The sequence below is a fragment of the Rhizobium sullae genome (assembly GCF_900169785.1).
GTDB classification, from domain to species: Bacteria; Pseudomonadota; Alphaproteobacteria; order Rhizobiales; family Rhizobiaceae; genus Rhizobium; species Rhizobium sullae.
Genome location: NZ_FWER01000086.1, coordinates 1 through 16804, shown reverse-complemented (window position 1 = coordinate 16804; position 16804 = coordinate 1). Strand labels below are relative to the sequence as shown.

The following is a 16804-nucleotide window of genomic DNA, read 5'->3' as shown; positions in this document are numbered from 1 at the left end:
CGATCGTCGGTTCCCCGATCATCTCGTGCCACTGGGCCACGGGCAGTTGGGCGGTGATCAGAGTGGATTTCCTGCAGTAGCGCTCTTCGAAGATTTCCAGGAGATCGAGCCGCTGCTGATCGCTGAGCGCATGGGTTCCCCAATCGTCGAGGATGNTAGCGCTCTTCGAAGATTTCCAGGAGATCGAGCCGCTGCTGATCGCTGAGCGCATGGGTTCCCCAATCGTCGAGGATGAGCAATTGGACGCGCGCCAGTTTGTCGAGCAATCGGGGAAACCGACCGTCGAGGCGTGCCAGCGCCAAATCCTCGAAGAGACGAGGCATGCGGACGTAGAGAACGGAATAATCGAGGCGGGCCGCCTGCCGTCCGATGGCGCAGGCAAGCCAGGTTTTGCCCGTTCCCGTTTGACCGGTCAGGATCAGGTGCTCATGGGCTTTCAACCATTCGCCTTGGGCCAGCGAGAGAAGCTGTCGGCGATCGAAGCCGCGCTGGGCGGCGAAGTCGATATTCTCGATGCAAGCGTCGGGGAAGCGCAGTTTGGCGCTTGCAAGCCGGTTGGTCNGCCTGCCGTCCGATGGCGCAGGCAAGCCAGGTTTTGCCCGTTCCCGTTTGACCGGTCAGGATCAGGTGCTCATGAGCTTTCAACCATTCGCCTTGGGCCAGCGAGAGAAGCTGTCGGCGATCGAGGCCGCGCTGGGCGGCGAAGTCGATATTCTCGATGCAAGCGTCGGGGAAGCGCAGTTTGGCGCTTGCAAGCCGGTTGNGCGCTGGGCGGCGAAGTCGATATTCTCGATGCAAGCGTCGGGGAAGCGCAGTTTGGCGCTTGCAAGCCGGTTGGTCAGGCGCTTGTCGCCGCGCACGGCCATCTCCCGGTCGAGCATCAGACCCAGCCATTCATCGCGGTTGAGATCGCTGCCCTCAGTTTGATTGGCCAGTTCGCGATAAGCTGCCGCCATGCCGGATAGACCGAGTGCGTGCATCTGGTCGAGGGTTGGATGTGTGAGCATGTGAGTGTCTTCCTTTCTTCACTGGTAATAGGAGCTGCCGCGGATGTTGCCATGCGCCGGGGCTGGCTTGACCGGCTCGGCGACAGGCGGCGCCTGATCGAGGCCGGATTTGAGGATGGTGCTGACGGAGGAATAGCTGAGCGCATTGATGGTCAGTGCCCGAGCGCACGCGGCTTCAAGACGCTCAGGCACGTACCGGCGCGCGAGCGATAGAACGCCTTGAGCGGCGCGGTATCCCTGCTGGGGATGGGGCCTGTCGCGCATCAGCCGCTCGATCAGGATTGCAGCGTTGCGGCCAATCTTTGCAGCCTGCTTGATGAGGCTCGCCGGCGTCGTGTTGGCATAGTGCTGATGTGTCTTCGGCATGTGCTCGTTGACGGTGACATGACCAGCCCGCTGCGACGTCCGGCGGTGGCTGGCGACGCGTTGGTGATCATGGAAGATCTCGACGATCCGGCTTGTGAGCCGGACATCGACCTGGCGGCCGATCAGGCGGTGCGGCACGGAATAGAAAGCCTTGTCGACTTCGACATGGTAGTCGGGATGAACCTTTGCCGATTTCCATTCGGAATATTCGAATGCGGTTGCCGGCAAGGGTGCAAGCGCTTCGCGTTCGATCTCCTCGAAGAGCTGACGTCGGGATTTGCCAACCCGTCGCATCGACCGGTTATTGAGATCGTTGAGAAGCTGGCTGATCCGCACGTTGAGATCGACGAGGCTGAAGAAGCGGTCGTTTCTCAGCCGCGCCAGGATCCAGCGCTCAACGATGAGAACGCTGCCTTCGACCTTTGCCTTGTCCTTCGGCCGTTTTGGACGGGTCGGCAGGATCGTCGTGTCGTAATGCTCGGCGAATGCTGCAAAAGTGGCGTTGATGGTCGGCTCAAACCACAAGGGCTTGGCAACACCGGCCTTGAGGTTGTCGCAGACGATCGCTTTCGTCACGCCACCGAAGAAGCTCAGCGCCCGTTGCTGACCCTCGATCCAGTCCGGCAGCCGTTGAGTGAAGCTTGCATAGGCGAAGGTGTACAAGGAGGCCGGCAGAACCGCGACGAAGATCTGCGCCGACCGGATCTCGCCCGTCGCCGGATCGATCACCGGGACGGTGTGGCCGGCGTAGTCGGTCTGCATCGCCGCGCCGGCAGTGTGGCGATTGCGGAAGGTGGCGCTGGCGCGCTGTTCGAAAGCGGCGAAACGCTCGCAGAACCAGGTGTATCCGTAACCGTTGGGGTGCCGCTCGCGATATTCCTGCCACAACAGCGTCAGCGTCACGCCCTTTCGCTTCAGTTCACTGGCGATCTTGCCCCAGTCGGGCTCGTGCATGTCCTGGGGCGGGCGGCCGCGACGATGGAACAGGCGGCGCTGCAAAACAGCGTCCTCGTCAAGCCCAGGCGGCAACGGCCAGCCCGTCAGCCCGGCCTCACGCGCCCGCAACAGATAGGTCGAAATGGTCGTTTTGCTGATCTTCAGCCGTTCCGATATCGCACGAACCGAAAGCCCCTGTTCGTGCGTCAGCCGCAATATCGATCGAATGTCCTTCACACTCGTAAGCCTCGCCTGCTTCCGTCTCGCCATTCATCAGCCCCTCGTTCAAATCGAGGCTCAGAATGGCAAAACGACGCGCGCGAAAGTCGATGTTTTAATCGCCGAAAGACTGTCCGGGATTTACCGGAATCGCTGTCCGCGAATTAGCGGAAATGCTGTCCCGGATTTAGTGAAATCGCTGTCCGGGATTCAATGGAACCCCTGTCCGCGAATTACCGAAACCCGCAATCGGCGGCTTTATGAGATCGCGACGCTCGCTTTGTTGCGCGATCGGCTGCGTTCGGGCGACATCTGGGTCGAGGGCAGCCGTTCATTCCGGCCGATCGATGAACATCTGATGCCGAAGCCGACCTTCGTTGCACTCAAGGAAGAAGACAAACTGGGTCTCGGCGTGCCGGGCGACGGTGCGGCTTGGCTGGCCGAAATCCGGCAGATGATGGACTTCAACCTGAAGCGGCTGGCCTGGCGCGCCCGCTACGGAAAGCTCGAGGGCGTGAGGATGGAGAACGGAACGCTGATCGTGACGCCCCGGGTAAGCGACGTTCCCGCCGCGGCTGAAGCTCTCAATGCCGAAATCAGCGAAATGTATCCACTCGTCGAAGTCCCTGATCTGCTCCGGGAGGTGCATGAATGGACCGGATTCGCCGATCAGTTCACCCATGTCCGGACGGGAGATGCGCCGCAGAACATATCCGCCATGCTGGCCGGCGTGCTCGCAGATGCCACGAATCTCGGCCCGAAACGCATGGCAGGGGCCTCGAAAGGCATCAGCGCCCATCAAATCGGCTGGATGCGCAGCTTCCACGCCCGCTCCGAAACCTATCGCGCTGCGCAGGCCAGCGTGACCGACGCTCATACGCGCCATCCCCATTCCCAACTCTGGGGAGACGGGACGACAGCGTCATCGGACGGGCAGTTCTTCCGGGCCAGCGACCGCGCTGCCAAGCGCAGCGACATCAACCTGCACTATGGCAGCGAGCCGGGGACGAAATTCTACAGCGGGCTTTCCGATCAATACGGCTACTTCAGCATTCTGCCGATCAGCCGACCGAGAGCGAGGCCGTCTATGTTCTCGACGGCCTGTTCGACCACGACACGATCCTGGAGATCGAGGAGCTGTTTACCGATACCGGTGGCGCCAGCGATCATGCCTTTGCGCTGTTCGCCCTGATCGGCAAGCGCTTCGCGCCCCGGCTGCGCAACATCAAGGACCGGAAATTCCACGCCTTCGAGAAGGCCGATGCCTATCCGGCGATGGCAAGCCACATCGGTGCACCGATCAACACTGCTCTCATTCTGGAGCACTGGGACGATCTATTGCGCCTGGCCGCGTCAATCACGACGCGCACTGTCTCTCCCTCAACGATCCTTAAAAGGTTGTCTGCCTCATCGAAATCCAGCGACTTGGCCAAAGCGCTCCGCGAACTCGGCCGCATCGAGCGAACCCTGTTCATGATCGAGTGGTATTCGAGCCCGGCATTGCGCCGGCGATGCCAGGCAGGCCTCAACAAGGGCGAAGCGGCCCATAAGCTCAAGCGCGCCGTGTTTTTCCACGAGCGCGGTGAAAATCCGTGATCGCTCCTTTGACAGTCAGGCATTCCGCGCCTCCGGCCTCAACCTCGTCGTCAGCGCCATCGTGCATTGGAACACCGTCTATCTCAGCCGTGCCACGGCGCATCTGCGCCAGCACGGCAGGAACATTGCCGACGAACTACTCAAGCACGTCTCGCCGCTCAGCTGGGAGCACATAAACCTCACCGGCATCTATTCCTGGGATGCCGAGCAGCAAATGCCCGAAGGCTTCAGACCATTGCGACTTCCTGGCCGTCTTCTCCGGGCGGCATGATGTTCATCGTCCGTTCGATCTTAGGGCAGGATTTTGAACTGCTCTTGTCCTGACCCCAACACGTTGAACGTCGCTCGATTCTAACTCATCGAGGAGGACATAACCCGATCACAATCCACGTGCGCCTGGGCAAGGCTGGGGGCACGGTCACGGCAGGAGAACCCTCGCTACCACTATCAGCCGGATTTACTCCGACGCTGGCTTCTAGACCGAGGACGCTCCGCGACGCATCAGGTCCGGCGGTAACCAACCCGCGTATCAGAGCATGATCAACCGTCGTTTATTTGACCGTGCCTCCTGCTTTCCCCAGGATGCATTCACACGAAACGCGACGCCCGAACGATCGGGCGAAGGATTTTCTATTCCTGCGACTTGAAATGGCGAACATGAGAGTGGATTGATTCCAACACTTGGCGAGGCTACTATCGAAGCTCGATCTGTAAATCGATATTGCATTACATTTGAAGTGCTGCAGAGACTTTGCACCACCGCTAAAGGATATGGTGTTCACGGCGCCTTCGGTAATTGAAGATGAGATTCGATCGTTCACCGGGACTGGACGCGGCAGCATGGAACGGTGGCAGCCATCCTTAAAAGCGAGTACGAACATGGAGCGGTTGCTTGCCCGCCCTACTAGCCCGGTAGGGCTCGGCGCGAATCGAAAGCTGATCACAGATTAGGACGGCCGGGACAAGGTGGGGGCGGGACACCGGTTACGGATGACCGCTGATGTTGGGGTAATCGCTCATAGAACCTGAGATGCTCGCTGCCAGCATCATCGTGCATCCGCGTCGGGGGCTTCCCGGCACCACATAATCTTCGATACCGAGCGGCTCCGATGGCCACATCGCCCACAGCAACCTCAGCGACGAGTAGCTCCCGCTCGACGACCTCTTGAGAAATTAGCACTGCGAAGGACGCGGTCGGGGGCCGCTGGAATAAGCCTAATGCAGGTTGAGAAGATCAGCCACCGTCTCCCCCCGTCGGCGCGCGTCGGCCGCGAGCCATATCTCGCCTACCTCATATACATCACCGAAGGTGCGGAACGGCACGATCACATCGACAGCGGCAGATAGCATATCAATCAGCGTGCGATCTTCCACGGCAGCTCCCCGTGGACTGCTCTTGATGAGCGAAAAGAGCTTTTTGAAACCCTCGACCGGATCGGCGCCGTGAATAGTGGAGATTGATCCTGGATGGCCAGAAACGACTTCGCTGAGATAGGCCCATGCGGCATCGTCGCGTATCTCACCGAGCAGTATTCGATCCGGCCGCATGCGCAGGCTGGCCTGTAGAAGCTGCTCCGCCGTGACCGCACCCAAACCTGCTCCGTCTTTCGAATATAGTAGGCGAACGTGATTCTCGTGCGGAATTACGAGTTCGAGCGTGTCTTCGATAGTGATCAGTCGTTCCTGAGGCGGAATGGCGTTGGTCAAAGTCTTGCTCATCGTCGTCTTGCCGCTACCCGTGTGTCCGCAAAGCAGCATTGTCAGCCGCCCAGTCACACATGCATGCAGGAATTCTTCCAGATCACCGTGGTCATAGTACTCAAGGATCCTTTTATCCTGTTGAGTTTGGCGCTGATTGCGGGACTGCCATTGGTTCCAGCGCGGAGCGTCATAGCGAGATGACACATCTTTAAGTTCCGAAACACGTGAGGATGGGCGCCGGATCGTCAGGCTGACGGTGCCTGACGGCACCGCTGGTGGTAAACAGATCTGCAGCCGCTCTCCATTTGGTAACTCGGTGGCGCAGAGAGGGCTACGTGGTCCAACATCCTGCTTTCGTAACGCTCCCGCCAAGATCGCGATATCTTCGAGATCATCATAGGTCAGAGGTAAAGGATGTTTAGTAAACGCGCCGGCCTGCCGGACGAAAGCCTCTCCTGGTCTATTAATCGCGACCTCTTCGGTCTTTGGGTCCTCAAGCCATTTTAAAACCGGCTTGAGGAGCAAACGCAATTGAGGATCTGCCGCGGTTTGCATTGAGATCTCCGATCTTCGTTGTCGTTGGACTGCTTGAGTTAGGGCCGTCGATTTCTCGCTCTCGTTGTCGCAGCGGTCGTGCGAAGCTCGTATATATCTGAGAAATCAAGATCCCGGGCCACGAATATTGATACTGCGTCCCCCTGATTCTTTCGCAGGGTTGGCGGAATGTTGATGGTTGCTTTAAGCGCCGTGTCGGCGGCTTGTGCCCCATTGCTTTGAAAGCTGTTGAGGTTAGGCCCGCCAGAGTTTTCGGTGTATTGACTGGCGGTCTGGAACGCACCTTGGACGACGCTCATGAGCATTGCCCCTCCGAAACGTTGCCAGAAGTGATTGTCCACCGTGCCAGGCATACCTGAGCGCCCTAGCTCGTCAGCGCCTGGTGACGCGAGCGAGACCATGGCATGATGCGGTGTTTCGGCGCGATTCCAGATCACAAAAACGCGCGCGTCCCCTTGTTGCAGGCCACGCTGAATTTCGCCAATGACAGTTGTCCCGCGATCTAGAAGCACAACGTTGTTCGTTGTCCCACGGACGTCTTGAGGTAGGATGCACTTTACATAGCCGGGCAAACTTGTATCGATCGCTGTTTGTAAAATGCAGGGAATGATCGTTCCTTGCGTAACCATGAAGTCAGGGTGCGGCAAGAGTGTGGCGCGGCTTGGCTCCTGCACACCTACTTTCATCCGCTGTGATAGGTCATTATCGACTGAAGCTTCGTCCGCGAGCATCGAGGCATACTTTTCCGAGGTGGAATCCTCTTTGTCTTCGCGGGGTTGCTCACCGCTTTCATAGGCAAAAATAGGCGATTGCTCGGCCTGCGGATCATTTGCTTCCGAGGAGCTCTCTGCTGGCGGGGGAACTGACGGCTGTTCAGCCGGCGGGGGTGTTGAACGATCAGGCGCAACCTCAATCGGTGCCGGACGAAAAGGCTCGGTGTTGGTGAGAACTGTTGTTCGAGGCGTCGCAGGGGATTCCACTTCTTTCTTTGAAAGTCCGCTAACCCAGATTAGGGATAGTGATGATGCCAAAATAACGCTTGCAATTATCAACTTCTGCGGTCTCGAAAGGCGCCGGCGAGTTGGCTCAGAGACCAGGGATCCGGCTGCATCTATGTCATGCCCGGTTTGTGGATTGGCGTCGTTCATCGACCTGCCTCCTTCAGAACGCGCCACACATCATGTCTCACTGTACCGGTGCCCGGCTTTCGTCCAATGGGATCGTATGCGCTATTCCAAATGCCTAATACTGTACGGCCATCTCTCAGACGCCATTCACGGGCAACTGCGGAAACCTCGACATAGTCTCCTTTGACCGAATAGTTGGCGGAGGCTTCCTTGCCGTCCGGATTGATCATGTAGATGGAGGGAATGCGCACATTACCTGGAAAACGGAATACAGTACTGACTCCGTTATCAAAAACCTCCAATGGCGTGAGCGAACGGTCGCCCTGTGCGACGTAATTAAAATTGTTGGTTCCGGGATCGGCGATTCCGGCCGGCTGATCCAGCAAATCTTGAGCCCTCTGTTGATACTGCGCTTTCGCTCGGAGCCGATCGCCGATCGATAACCTTTCTACTTCCTTTTGCCGAGCAGCAGCTTCGTCGGCAGGATAGATGAACTGTACACTGTAATAGAGATCCGGCTGCTCTTTGTTGAGCCGAGACATGGTCTTGGTGGAGATACTGAAGACATATCGTCGGGTACCTACCTCGCTCGCGGTCAGCACGACGACCGGCTGCGGCGGAAGGGCTTGGCTTGCCTTGAAAAAGAGATAGTGGCCGCGCGGAAGGGCTGCCAGATCTTTGCTATTAGAAACGGCGACAGCCGTTACGGTCTCGTTGCCACCGAATGTAACAACTAAAGTGGCCCCGACAGCGGTCGACAGTCGGACCACTTGGTCGGGATTGTAGGCCAGATAGCGCATGCGCGAATCTAGTTTGCCGGCTGCAGGGGTGTCTTCCGCATGCGCGCCTATCGCTAAGGAAAGCAAACCGATTATTGTGAGAAAGGTCCTTGTTGTCATGGCTCGCTATGGCCCTCATTTGATACGGTGTCTTCCGAGACCTGGTAGGAGGTAACAGTCAACCCCCCTGGATTGGACAGTCTCGATTCACCTGACAGGCTTTCCACCTTTTCATAACGGACGGTTGCAGTCCAAGTACTCACGACCGGCCTCTGGCCATCCATGATGAGCGTTCGTCTGTGACGAATCTGCTGGACGCCCGGCGTAATATCATTTGAGGAGATGTGCTCGACATCTAGTTTCCCCCCCTTACCGATTGTAACCTGTGGCGACGTGGGATTAGGGTAATTGAAGAATTGCTGATATTCCTGGCGCACAGATGGTGCGCTGAAACTCGATACGAGATCATAGGCGTATTGAGCTGTGTCCGCTGTATAGCCCTCGCGCAGACGGACATATTGCCAGAGTGAAGCGTTGATAACGGCCTGCTCCTGCGTTGCGGGCAGTCGAGACGTGGATACTTCGCTGTCAACGGTCCCATCCGCTCGTACCCAGAGATACACAGGCACCAGCTTGGCCAGCGGAACCATAGTGGCGATAGTGAAGGCTTGCGCGATATTTCCAAGAACTGCGGCCGCCGCAATGACCACCAAAATCTTGGAAAGGCGTCGCGCCGACTTCGCACGTGACGTTTGGAAGGCCTCTACTTCCCTATAATGCGCGGAAAGCGCTTCTCGCTGTACCAGGAGAGCATGTTCAGCGCCCTTCATTAGGCTCTCCCGCACATTCGAACTGAAGATCCGACGTCGTGGGTTGCCATCGCTCCACATTCAGCTGAAACGCATCACCCTTGCAGGTCGCCAGTGTATCACTTGTCTTGCAAGCGGCCAAGGCGAGGAATAAAATTAGAGAACAATACTTCATGCAGTCAACCTACTAGTTTCGTTATCATTGCGTTTAACGGCGCGCAACTTGGGCCAATTGGCGGTTAAGGCTGCTGACAGATTTATTTGAGCCTGACCAATGGGCACCTGCAATATTGCCGGCGATCACCGGAAGCGCGACAATCAGGGCGTCACCAGCTAGAAAGAGCATGTCGATTTCGTAGAGCCCGATAATCTTGGCTGCCGTCGTGTTCGCCAATTTGATCACAAGCAGCATGAATTTGAGAGCCGCTATTTCCGTCGTGATGACTATAGTCGCCACGATGTTCAACAGGAGAAGCAGCAGCCCGTAAGAGAGGAGCTGGCCGACCCATTTGGAAGCCATGTCGCGGGTGTAATCAAAGAGATAGCCTACCAGGATCAGCGGACCGATCGCTAAGAGTACCTTAGTGAGAATCCCACAGGCGTCATAGATCTCAAACGCTGCCCAAAGCGCACCGTAGAAAACCCACTGTGCGCCTTCAAAGGCGAGAATGTCTTGGCTATTCATTGGTCCGATTTCGGACGCAATCTCCTGAAAGGAGGCCTGGCTTAAAGCAAACATGAAGTCAAGCTTTTGGGGAATACTAAACAGTGGAATTTCACTGCCGCTGACCTTCTCAACGAAGCCCGGGATTGTATTCTTAAAGAATGAGAATACGTAATCACGATAGTTGTCCTGCCCCAAGACAAGGGAGACAACGATCGACACTTTGATGATCTTCATGATCCCACCACGAGCATCGATTTCGCCGCGCATCACCAGAATGCCCTGGACTATGATCCAAAGCGTGACGCACGCCACCAGAGGCGCATTGATTGCGCTCTGGATCTTGTCGAGCACTGACCCCAGTGCGATTGTAAAGGCAACATCGAAGGACGTATGTATAGCCGTAAACGGCGCAGAAATTGAGAAATCTTTCATCGCTCCAACCTGATTTGGCTCGTTCCACCGCAGTTGGGCGGAGTTGAACTCTTACCTGAAGAGGGCCGCGGTTTGTTTGCGTTCTCGTCGCTGGGCTGCGGCCTCCTCTGCGGCGTGGAGACCGGCTTGTGCAGTGGCCATCGTCAGCAGACTCGTAGCCTGGCTATTCTGGATGATTGCGTCGTGGATCTGTTTAAGAAGCAAGCCGTTTGTGACGGTAGCCGCCATAATGTTTTTTGAACTCGACAACTGACCCAGCGTTTTGCCGTTTTCCCGAAGGCGCTTGTCCATCAACTCCAGATTGGCGGCTGCAATACTCGCGGTATTAGCAGCACCGGCGATCTGCTCACGGAGCAACTCTGCATGTGCGTCCTTGTCCTTGCCATCGATATAACGGTCGGAATCCCGGACGATCGAGTTTGCTGTGGCCGAGGCTGGTGTCTTACTGTCAAACATCTGCTCTCTTAGGTTATTCGTGGAGGGGTAATTATTCCCCTGGTTGAGTTGGCTCAACACCTCGGTGACGGAGAAGACCGACCTGAAGATATCCACCATCGCGACCGTCTGGGTGACAATCTCGATTGTCTTTGCAAGGTTCGCGGTGGTGTTGGCAGCAGTGATCGTCGTCTGAGCTATTGTTCCGGGGTCGGTGACGAGGAACTGCGCACGGGCCGGCGCCTGCATTATAAGGCAAGCGGCAAGCGTCGTTACTGTCAGTTGGGTGAATTTCATGAAACTTCCTCCATCAATCTTGAACTTCTTGGTAACCGGCCATGAACTCGTCTACCCACGCGCCAGGAGCATCCCCGTATTTGTCGCGGAGCTGATCGGCAAAGCGCACCGTGTTGGCCCGCCCCGACAGTACGGCGACATATTCGCGCATCTCGCCGAGATCGAATTCGCAGATAACGCTTCCGCTCTCGCGCTTAAGCAGAAATTTGCGGCTGCCGATTGCCATCTGCTCGCGGATAGCCTGAAATTCTCCTTCAGTGCACTTTAAGCCGCCGATATAGGCTGATCGGTCCGCTGTCGGTGATGGGTAGAAGATTTTCGTCATACATTGTGCAACGAGACTGGCTCCAAGCGGCGATTCAAGAACATGCTCAGGCTGCTGTGTTGCGAGTATCAGCATGCCGTTATTCTTGCGAACAGTAAGCAAGAACTTGTCGATCACTGCAGCGAATTGGGGGTTTAATAGATAAAACCGAAACTCATCGCAGCTCATCACAAAGCGTCGGCCATCCACGACAGCCCCCACTCGATGCAGGAGATATGCAGCGGCCGGCGCACAGACCTCTTCGTATTCCAGGAGCTGTGTCATGTCGAAGCCGGTAATGGAGGCATCCAGCCTTACTTCATCCGCCTCGCCATCGAAGGCCCAACCGAGCGCGTTTCCTCTGCACCACCGCTGCAGTCGCGCTCCTGCGCCCTCGGATGGGTTGTGCAACAGGAATTCGCGTAGGCCCGCGAGTGAACGCATACTGGGCTCAAATGAAAGCTGCCGAACGATAGCGCGTTCGAGGCGGCGGTTCTCTTCTGGCGAAATAGCTCCGCGTCCGTCGCTCTCGATCAGGGCCGTCACCCACTCGCGCAGAAAGTCCCGGGAGGCCGATGTATCGTCCAAGCCTCGGAGAGGCGCCAAGCCGCTTGGAACGCCTCTCCGTAGCGCCAGATACGTGCCTCCCGTGGCACGTACCAGCAGTTCACCACCGCGGTCCTTGTCAAAGAAAACAATCGCACCATTGCGTCCAACCATGCTCTGCTCGAGCATCGCAAGGACAAAGGCCATGAGCGTTGTTTTGCCTTTTCCGACGGGTCCGAATATTGCGGTCATACCCACGTCATTCTCGTGAGGGAGGTAATCGAAAGGAGTTCCACCGTTGGTGCGGAAGCGCGCAACCGCATTGCCCCAGTGGCCCGAATCGGTGCCGCTTGGGAAATTCTCGAATGAGACAAGACCCGCGAAATTGCGTGAGGTGATCGCCCCGGGTCGCGTGCGCCACTTGGTGTTCCCCGGAAGTTGCGCCCAATAAGCCGCCTCCATACCAATACCCTCTTGGACGATAACGGCGCCCGCATCCGTCAATCGCGTGCGTGCGCTTGCTGCGCGGTCGGCAAGGCTATTGAGATCATCGGCATAGACGCACAGGCTTAAATGATGCGAGCCCATTACGAATTCGCTGCTTGCCAATGCGTCCTCTGCCTCGGCGAGTTCATTGATCTGGGTGACGGCCTTGTCACCGGAACTCGTCATTTGACTGGACTTGAGACTGAGTTTGGCATGAGCCTGTGAACGCGTGAGGAAGGAGAAACTCTGGCTCAACACAAGCGGGAAATTCGCGGACAATAGCGGATTGAGCATGCCTGGCCGCGTCTTTGCCGGATATTCTCGAAATGAAAACATTGAGCCAACGTAGCTATCTGCGGGGGTTCGAATCTCTAGTGCCCGCTTGCCGCAGATTACTCGGTCGGTATAAATCGAAGCTCCCAGTGAGCCGCTAACCACTGGAACCGGGGTAACACGGCAGGTCATTATCAGTCGGAGCGCCTCCGCGATTTCTGAGAAAATCACGCCATCCTTCTCGCGGATACCGAGCCGGCGGAGACCATAGGCATCGAGGGCGGCACCAGTGACGTGCCACAGATCTTCCAGGTTCCGCGTTTGATTTGCTAGATCGTTCTCGTTTCTATTGTTGCGCTTGATGAACCGGCCCGTGAGTTTGCCGACCGCAGTGCGGGGAAACACGACCAAGGTGAGGAAATGGTCGTTGCGAAAGAGTTTTCCGGACAGCACGCGCCGCTCATAAGCTTCGCTCAGACTACCAGCAAACGCGCTATGGAAGTGCCGTGCCGGGGGCGACGGCACATCGTTATGTCGCACAAGATGAGCACATATTGATACATTATCATCGGCAATGTTGCGTAAGAGCGTGTTAAACGCTCGGCAGCGTGCATTGCGGATGGCAACGTCTTCCAGTTCGAAGGGCAAACCCCTGACATGTGCCATGGCCATGACTGAGCCGTCTTCGAGAAGGACAACCTGGTCGCTGAGGTGGCCAACATATGGTAGATATATCTCACCAGACCTCTCGGTCCTGCCACTTGTCCCGAACATTAAACCATTCCTCTTCCTCGTCTCGGCACTTTGACAGGGTTGGGGCTGACGCTTGCCCCGCCCCAGAACGGCGCATCCACGCTTCTTCCAGCGGTCTGGAGATAGAGTAACGCTACACTCGCGGCGTTATAGTCGCGCTCGACAACAATCCGTGATCCGAACCACAGTGGCACAAGAATAATTTCGTACAGAGGGTTTTGGACGACGACGATGATTAGGCCGGCTAACATCATGAGCAATCCCGCCAAGTTCAGCGGCACGCCTAGGAATAATGCAGGGCGTGTCGCCGCCACGTAGAGAATACTCTCTTCCAGTCGATCGCTCATCAGCCCCCCCCTATGAGGGTTCTACCAAGGAAGCTGGCCCCAAACATGATGACGATCCCCCCGATGACACCGGCAACGAGACCGAGTGAAGCACGGCCGAACATCCATGATATGCCGATGGCGACAATGCCGAGCACAGCCAGAGACTGTCCGAAGGGACCAAGGATGAATTGGCAGATACGCTGCACCATTTGGGTAGGGTCGGTCCCCGATGTCACTTGCGCCATCGCTGGCCAGGAGCAGACAAGGCTCCAAGCCGCCGCGCCGCCAGCAGCTGGCGCATAGTTAGCCGCCATGCGCAACATAGCTTCCCGGAGAGTAAAAGTATTAAAACGCGAACGATATCGGTTAGATGACGCCATTATTGTATCTCCATTCAATCTAATACAGGTTATTTCTTGTTCGAGGATTCAGGGTCTCTAGACCTCTGGAGTGCTGGAAGGCCTGATGTGTCGTGTGCCGAACGGTCTCGCTCATACGAACCCCAGACATCCCATTTTTCTTCCGAGATCGGCTTTTCCTCGGCCTCTTCCGCTGGTTCGACCAGCGGTGGCACGATCTCTCGAGCGGCCGCCTCAACCTTCCGCACATAACCGTTTGCAAACCCGCGCGTTAAGTCACCCGTGTTGTAGGCCGAGATTGCCTGGCGAAGGGCCAGTTGCTTTGCCGCGGCAGTGCCGCCGCCGGCATAGCGGCTTTCTAGCAAGTGCGCCGCAGCCGCAAGTGAAATGCAGGGCTGAAAGGCCTTTTCGATCGTGAGATTGAGGACGGAAAAGTTTTTACTGTTGATCTGCATAAGCCCAACGTCGACTGAATGTTTTGCTTCGACGCGGTTCTTGACGCTCTGGTGCGCTTGCGTTTGATCATCCCAGTGAAGGGTTTCACCGGTTGTATTGTCATGTGCCGCAAGCGGATCAAAGCCGCTTTCAACCTTGGCAATTGCGGCAAGCGTTGACGGATTAACCCGCGGAGCACACTTGCGAGCGAGGCGCTCGAACTCTCGAAAGGAGAATGGAGCGGCCTCGGTTGAAGGGCACGTCGAGGTCACCATCACGAGGGCCAATGGCCAAGCTGCGTGTAACATTTCCCTATCACCTCAGTTGCGGCTGCCAGAAAGAGTTAGCGTCATCTATAGGTCGCCGTTTTGCCGGAGGTCTGTTACTCTAGGATGTTGCAATTCGATCTTTTGGTTTCATTTGAAGCAAATACGGTTTTAGCGCGTTCCGCGAGCACTAGACGAGTCGATGCAAGTGCCGTGACGTAGGTGGTTTGCTGCACAAGTGGAAGAACCAATCTACCTTGTTTAAAGCGATGGAATGAAAGGCCGATGCTGGAGGGTGCTTCTGTGAATATCGACCCAAGAGTCGAACAAACAGCGGCTTGTCTGTAGCATCGTGACCTTGCCCCGTTGAAATAATGCATTTTGAAGTAAGCTCTGGCCCATTGAGAGGACCAGAGAATGAAGCGCAACCGTTTCACGGACGAACAGATCATCGGCATTCTGAAGGAGCACGGCGAGCCTGCGAACGGCACGCCGGTCTCGGAGCTTTGCCGCAAGCACGGTGTCAGCGATGCCAGCATCTATAAATGGAAAGCCAAGTTTGGCGGCATGGAGGTGTCCGAGGCCAAGCGGCTGAAGACGCTGGAGGACGAGAACACGAAGCTAAAGCGGCTTCTGGCTTATGCCATGCTCGACAATGCCGCTATGGTCTGCCTCGTCCGTGCAAGGATACGCGACATCGTAAATGACGAATCCAGTTGCATAAATGTATCCGGCCTCTCGCGAGTGGGCTGCGGTTGCAGCCAGGCCATGATGAGATCCGCACACGCCGTTCCCAATAAATGGTTCGGGCACGAAGCCGCTTTTTTGCGCAGGACTTACGGCATGTTGATCCACTGTTTCGTCATCACTATTCCCGAGCCTTGCAATCGAGTTTGGATCGTCAGGTGAAGGCAGGGTCTCTGCGTTCGTAGAGCGCTCCAGGCTTGGTCAGGACAACCCAGACAATCCGGGCCATTTTAGCGGCAAGTGCGACGTGAGCGCGACGAACACCCCACCTTTGCTTTTGTGATTGAGGCGGCGAGATAAGCTCCTTCATCGATAGGAGCGGAACGGGATGGTTGGAGATCGCGCTGATGCCATGCTTGAAGTCATGGATGAAGGCATGCATGAAGCCAGGCATGAGGGAAAATATCGTCGGATCGAGGTGATCACCGGTCGGCGGCAGCGGCGGAATTGGACTGACGAGGAGAAGGCGCGGATTCTTGCGGAGAGCGCCGAACCCGAGGTGAACATCTCGGCTCTTGCCCGGCGCTGGGGCGTCAACCGCGGTTTGCTGAACGTCTGGCGTCGGGAAGCCGGGTTGACCTCTCGTCGATCTGCCAAGGCCTGCGCACACCAGGCGGTGTTCGTTCCGGTGACGGTGGTTGGCGATCGAACGGATTACCAGGGCTCGCCGTCGGATGTCGCCCACGTCGCCGCCGGTCGAATTGAGATCGAGATTGCCGGCGCGCGCCTGACCGTGATCGGTTCGGTGGCGCCCGAGTTGGCGCAAGCGGTAGTAGCGGCGTTGCGAGGTCGCCGGTGATCGGTCTTTCGCCGAATGGCGTAAAGATCATGGTGGCGACGCAGCCTGTCGACTTCCGGCGCGGCATGAATGGCCTGGTGGCCTTGGTGGCGTCAGCGCTTGCGGCTGATCCTTATTGCGGTGACGTGTTCGTGTTCCGCGCCAAGCGTTGCGATCGCCTGCGCTGCATTTACTGGGACGGGTCAGGCATGATCCTAGCGACGAAGTGGTTGGAAGCGGGCAAGTTCGTTTGGCCGCCGGTCCGCGATGGCGCGATGCAGATGAGTAGCCAAGAGTTCTCGCTTCTGCTGGCCGGCATTGACGGACACGGGTCAAGCGAAACGCGGTAAAAAGGCCGACGAAAGCAGGCTGATCATATTGTATTTGCTTGAAGAATCCGACCTGTGTGGTAGGGTCTCTCATGCCGCTTCGACCTCACCCATTGGCGATGTCACGTTGTTTGATCAAGGTCGGAACAAGGCGCTTGTGTGAGACGTCAGGCGGTTGCGCCGGTCACGGCTTTCCACTGCGCCATCGCGCGGATCCGATGGATGTGGATGGCGAGGGCTGAGTTTTTCTGGTGCGGGGGGACGAAGAGATTT

The 16804-nt window shown here is 57.0% G+C and carries 16 protein-coding genes and 5 pseudogenes; 4 read left to right on the top strand and 17 right to left on the bottom strand.

From position 1 onward, the window contains the following. From BN1800_RS44290 to istA, 5 genes and pseudogenes are all read right to left on the bottom strand, one after another. Positions 1-211: ATP-binding protein (locus tag BN1800_RS44290; protein WP_425299096.1), on the bottom strand; the 211-nt coding region annotated here is incomplete at its 3' end. Positions 212-296: 85 nt separating this feature from the next. Continuing rightward, a pseudogene (locus tag BN1800_RS44285) lies at positions 297-506 on the bottom strand (ATP-binding protein); the annotation flags it as partial. Beyond that, positions 427-741: an ATP-binding protein gene (locus tag BN1800_RS43545; RefSeq protein WP_280173995.1), complete on the bottom strand. Its 315-nt coding sequence runs from the start codon at positions 739-741 to the stop codon at positions 427-429. The pseudogene BN1800_RS44285 and the gene BN1800_RS43545, both read right to left, overlap by 80 nt. Further along, a complete protein-coding gene (locus BN1800_RS43540; protein WP_425299097.1) occupies positions 642-956 on the bottom strand; it encodes an ATP-binding protein in 315 nt (104 codons plus the stop codon). The genes BN1800_RS43545 and BN1800_RS43540 overlap by 100 nt, the downstream gene beginning before the upstream one ends. A 69-nt stretch (positions 957-1025) precedes the next feature. Further along, positions 1026-2579 (bottom strand): IS21 family transposase, encoded by a 1554-nt coding sequence (gene istA, locus BN1800_RS36875; protein ID WP_087005487.1) that lies wholly within the window; start codon positions 2577-2579, stop codon positions 1026-1028. 196 nt (positions 2580-2775) lie between these two features. On the opposite strand from istA, the pseudogene BN1800_RS36870 reads away from it, so the two are divergent. Further along, positions 2776-4395, top strand: a pseudogene (locus BN1800_RS36870) (Tn3 family transposase); the annotation flags it as partial. 944 nt (positions 4396-5339) lie between these two features. On the opposite strand, the gene virB11 reads toward BN1800_RS36870, so the two are convergent. From virB11 to BN1800_RS36815, 11 genes are read right to left on the bottom strand one after another with little or no spacing between them, the layout of a single operon-like run. Continuing rightward, positions 5340-6380, bottom strand: coding sequence for a P-type DNA transfer ATPase VirB11 (virB11, locus tag BN1800_RS36865; RefSeq protein WP_027513742.1), 1041 nt, complete (start codon positions 6378-6380; stop codon positions 5340-5342). A gap of 38 nt (positions 6381-6418) precedes the next feature. Continuing rightward, entirely contained in the window at positions 6419-7528 is a 1110-nt protein-coding gene (gene virB10 / locus BN1800_RS36860) for a type IV secretion system protein VirB10 (RefSeq protein ID WP_027513743.1), read from the bottom strand. Beyond that, positions 7525-8406, bottom strand: a complete 882-nt coding sequence (gene virB9 / locus BN1800_RS36855) for a P-type conjugative transfer protein VirB9 (RefSeq protein WP_027513744.1) — start codon at positions 8404-8406, stop codon at positions 7525-7527. The genes virB10 and virB9 overlap by 4 nt, the downstream gene beginning before the upstream one ends. Further along, positions 8403-9116, bottom strand: coding sequence for a type IV secretion system protein VirB8 (locus BN1800_RS36850; RefSeq protein WP_027513745.1), 714 nt, complete (start codon positions 9114-9116; stop codon positions 8403-8405). The genes virB9 and BN1800_RS36850 overlap by 4 nt, the downstream gene beginning before the upstream one ends. After that, a complete protein-coding gene (locus BN1800_RS36845) occupies positions 9103-9270 on the bottom strand; it encodes a type IV secretion system lipoprotein VirB7 (RefSeq protein ID WP_084606758.1) in 168 nt (55 codons plus the stop codon). The genes BN1800_RS36850 and BN1800_RS36845 overlap by 14 nt, the downstream gene beginning before the upstream one ends. 33 nt (positions 9271-9303) lie before the next feature. Next, positions 9304-10194, bottom strand: coding sequence for a type IV secretion system protein (locus tag BN1800_RS36840; RefSeq protein ID WP_027513746.1), 891 nt, complete (start codon positions 10192-10194; stop codon positions 9304-9306). A gap of 51 nt (positions 10195-10245) precedes the next feature. Continuing rightward, complete coding sequence (locus BN1800_RS36835) at positions 10246-10926, bottom strand: TrbJ/VirB5 family protein (protein WP_027513747.1); 681 nt, start codon at positions 10924-10926, stop codon at positions 10246-10248. Between the two features lie 13 nt (positions 10927-10939). Further along, positions 10940-13309 carry a type IV secretion/conjugal transfer ATPase VirB4 gene (virB4, locus tag BN1800_RS36830; RefSeq protein WP_027513748.1) on the bottom strand — a complete coding sequence of 790 codons (2370 nt, stop codon included), beginning with the start codon at positions 13307-13309 and terminating at the stop codon, positions 10940-10942. Continuing rightward, the gene (locus BN1800_RS36825) at positions 13309-13635 is read right to left on the bottom strand and encodes a type IV secretion system protein VirB3 (protein WP_027513749.1); all 327 of its coding nucleotides are present in this window, start codon (positions 13633-13635) and stop codon (positions 13309-13311) included. Before BN1800_RS36825 ends, virB4 begins: the two co-directional genes overlap by 1 nt. Beyond that, positions 13635-13997, bottom strand: a complete 363-nt coding sequence (gene virB2, locus BN1800_RS36820; RefSeq protein WP_027513750.1) for a pilin major subunit VirB2 — start codon at positions 13995-13997, stop codon at positions 13635-13637. Before virB2 ends, BN1800_RS36825 begins: the two co-directional genes overlap by 1 nt. 29 nt (positions 13998-14026) lie before the next feature. Further along, positions 14027-14719 (bottom strand): type IV secretion system lytic transglycosylase VirB1, encoded by a 693-nt coding sequence (locus BN1800_RS36815; RefSeq protein WP_027513751.1) that lies wholly within the window; start codon positions 14717-14719, stop codon positions 14027-14029. Positions 14720-15094: 375 nt separating this feature from the next. On the opposite strand from BN1800_RS36815, the pseudogene BN1800_RS36810 reads away from it, so the two are divergent. The 3 genes and pseudogenes from BN1800_RS36810 to tnpB form a co-directional block, all read left to right on the top strand. Beyond that, positions 15095-15343: pseudogene (locus tag BN1800_RS36810) on the top strand (transposase); the annotation flags it as partial. Between the two features lie 409 nt (positions 15344-15752). Further along, complete coding sequence (gene tnpA / locus BN1800_RS36805; protein ID WP_027513752.1) at positions 15753-16223, top strand: IS66-like element accessory protein TnpA; 471 nt, start codon at positions 15753-15755, stop codon at positions 16221-16223. Beyond that, positions 16220-16575: pseudogene (gene tnpB, locus BN1800_RS36800) on the top strand (IS66 family insertion sequence element accessory protein TnpB). The gene tnpA and the pseudogene tnpB overlap by 4 nt, the downstream one beginning before the upstream one ends. Before the next feature lie 123 nt (positions 16576-16698). Here the strand turns inward: tnpB and BN1800_RS40960 are convergent. Further along, a pseudogene (locus BN1800_RS40960) lies at positions 16699-16804 on the bottom strand (IS6 family transposase); the annotation flags it as partial.

Coding starts and splice junctions, on each gene's coding strand:
- BN1800_RS36840 (WP_027513746.1), bottom strand. CDS start 10,194: ATGAAAGATTTCTCAATTTCTGCGCCGTTTACGGCTATACATACGTCC.
- BN1800_RS36835 (WP_027513747.1), bottom strand. CDS start 10,926: ATGAAATTCACCCAACTGACAGTAACGACGCTTGCCGCTTGCCTTATA.
- virB2 (WP_027513750.1), bottom strand. CDS start 13,997: ATGGCGTCATCTAACCGATATCGTTCGCGTTTTAATACTTTTACTCTC.
- BN1800_RS36815 (WP_027513751.1), bottom strand. CDS start 14,719: ATGTTACACGCAGCTTGGCCATTGGCCCTCGTGATGGTGACCTCGACG.
- virB9 (WP_027513744.1), bottom strand. CDS start 8,406: ATGACAACAAGGACCTTTCTCACAATAATCGGTTTGCTTTCCTTAGCG.
- virB11 (WP_027513742.1), bottom strand. CDS start 6,380: ATGCAAACCGCGGCAGATCCTCAATTGCGTTTGCTCCTCAAGCCGGTT.
- virB10 (WP_027513743.1), bottom strand. CDS start 7,528: ATGAACGACGCCAATCCACAAACCGGGCATGACATAGATGCAGCCGGA.
- tnpA (WP_027513752.1), top strand. CDS start 15,753: ATGGTTGGAGATCGCGCTGATGCCATGCTTGAAGTCATGGATGAAGGC.
- BN1800_RS36825 (WP_027513749.1), bottom strand. CDS start 13,635: ATGAGCGATCGACTGGAAGAGAGTATTCTCTACGTGGCGGCGACACGC.
- BN1800_RS36845 (WP_084606758.1), bottom strand. CDS start 9,270: ATGAAGTATTGTTCTCTAATTTTATTCCTCGCCTTGGCCGCTTGCAAG.
- istA (WP_087005487.1), bottom strand. CDS start 2,579: ATGGCGAGACGGAAGCAGGCGAGGCTTACGAGTGTGAAGGACATTCGA.
- BN1800_RS36850 (WP_027513745.1), bottom strand. CDS start 9,116: ATGAAGGGCGCTGAACATGCTCTCCTGGTACAGCGAGAAGCGCTTTCC.
- virB4 (WP_027513748.1), bottom strand. CDS start 13,309: ATGTTCGGGACAAGTGGCAGGACCGAGAGGTCTGGTGAGATATATCTA.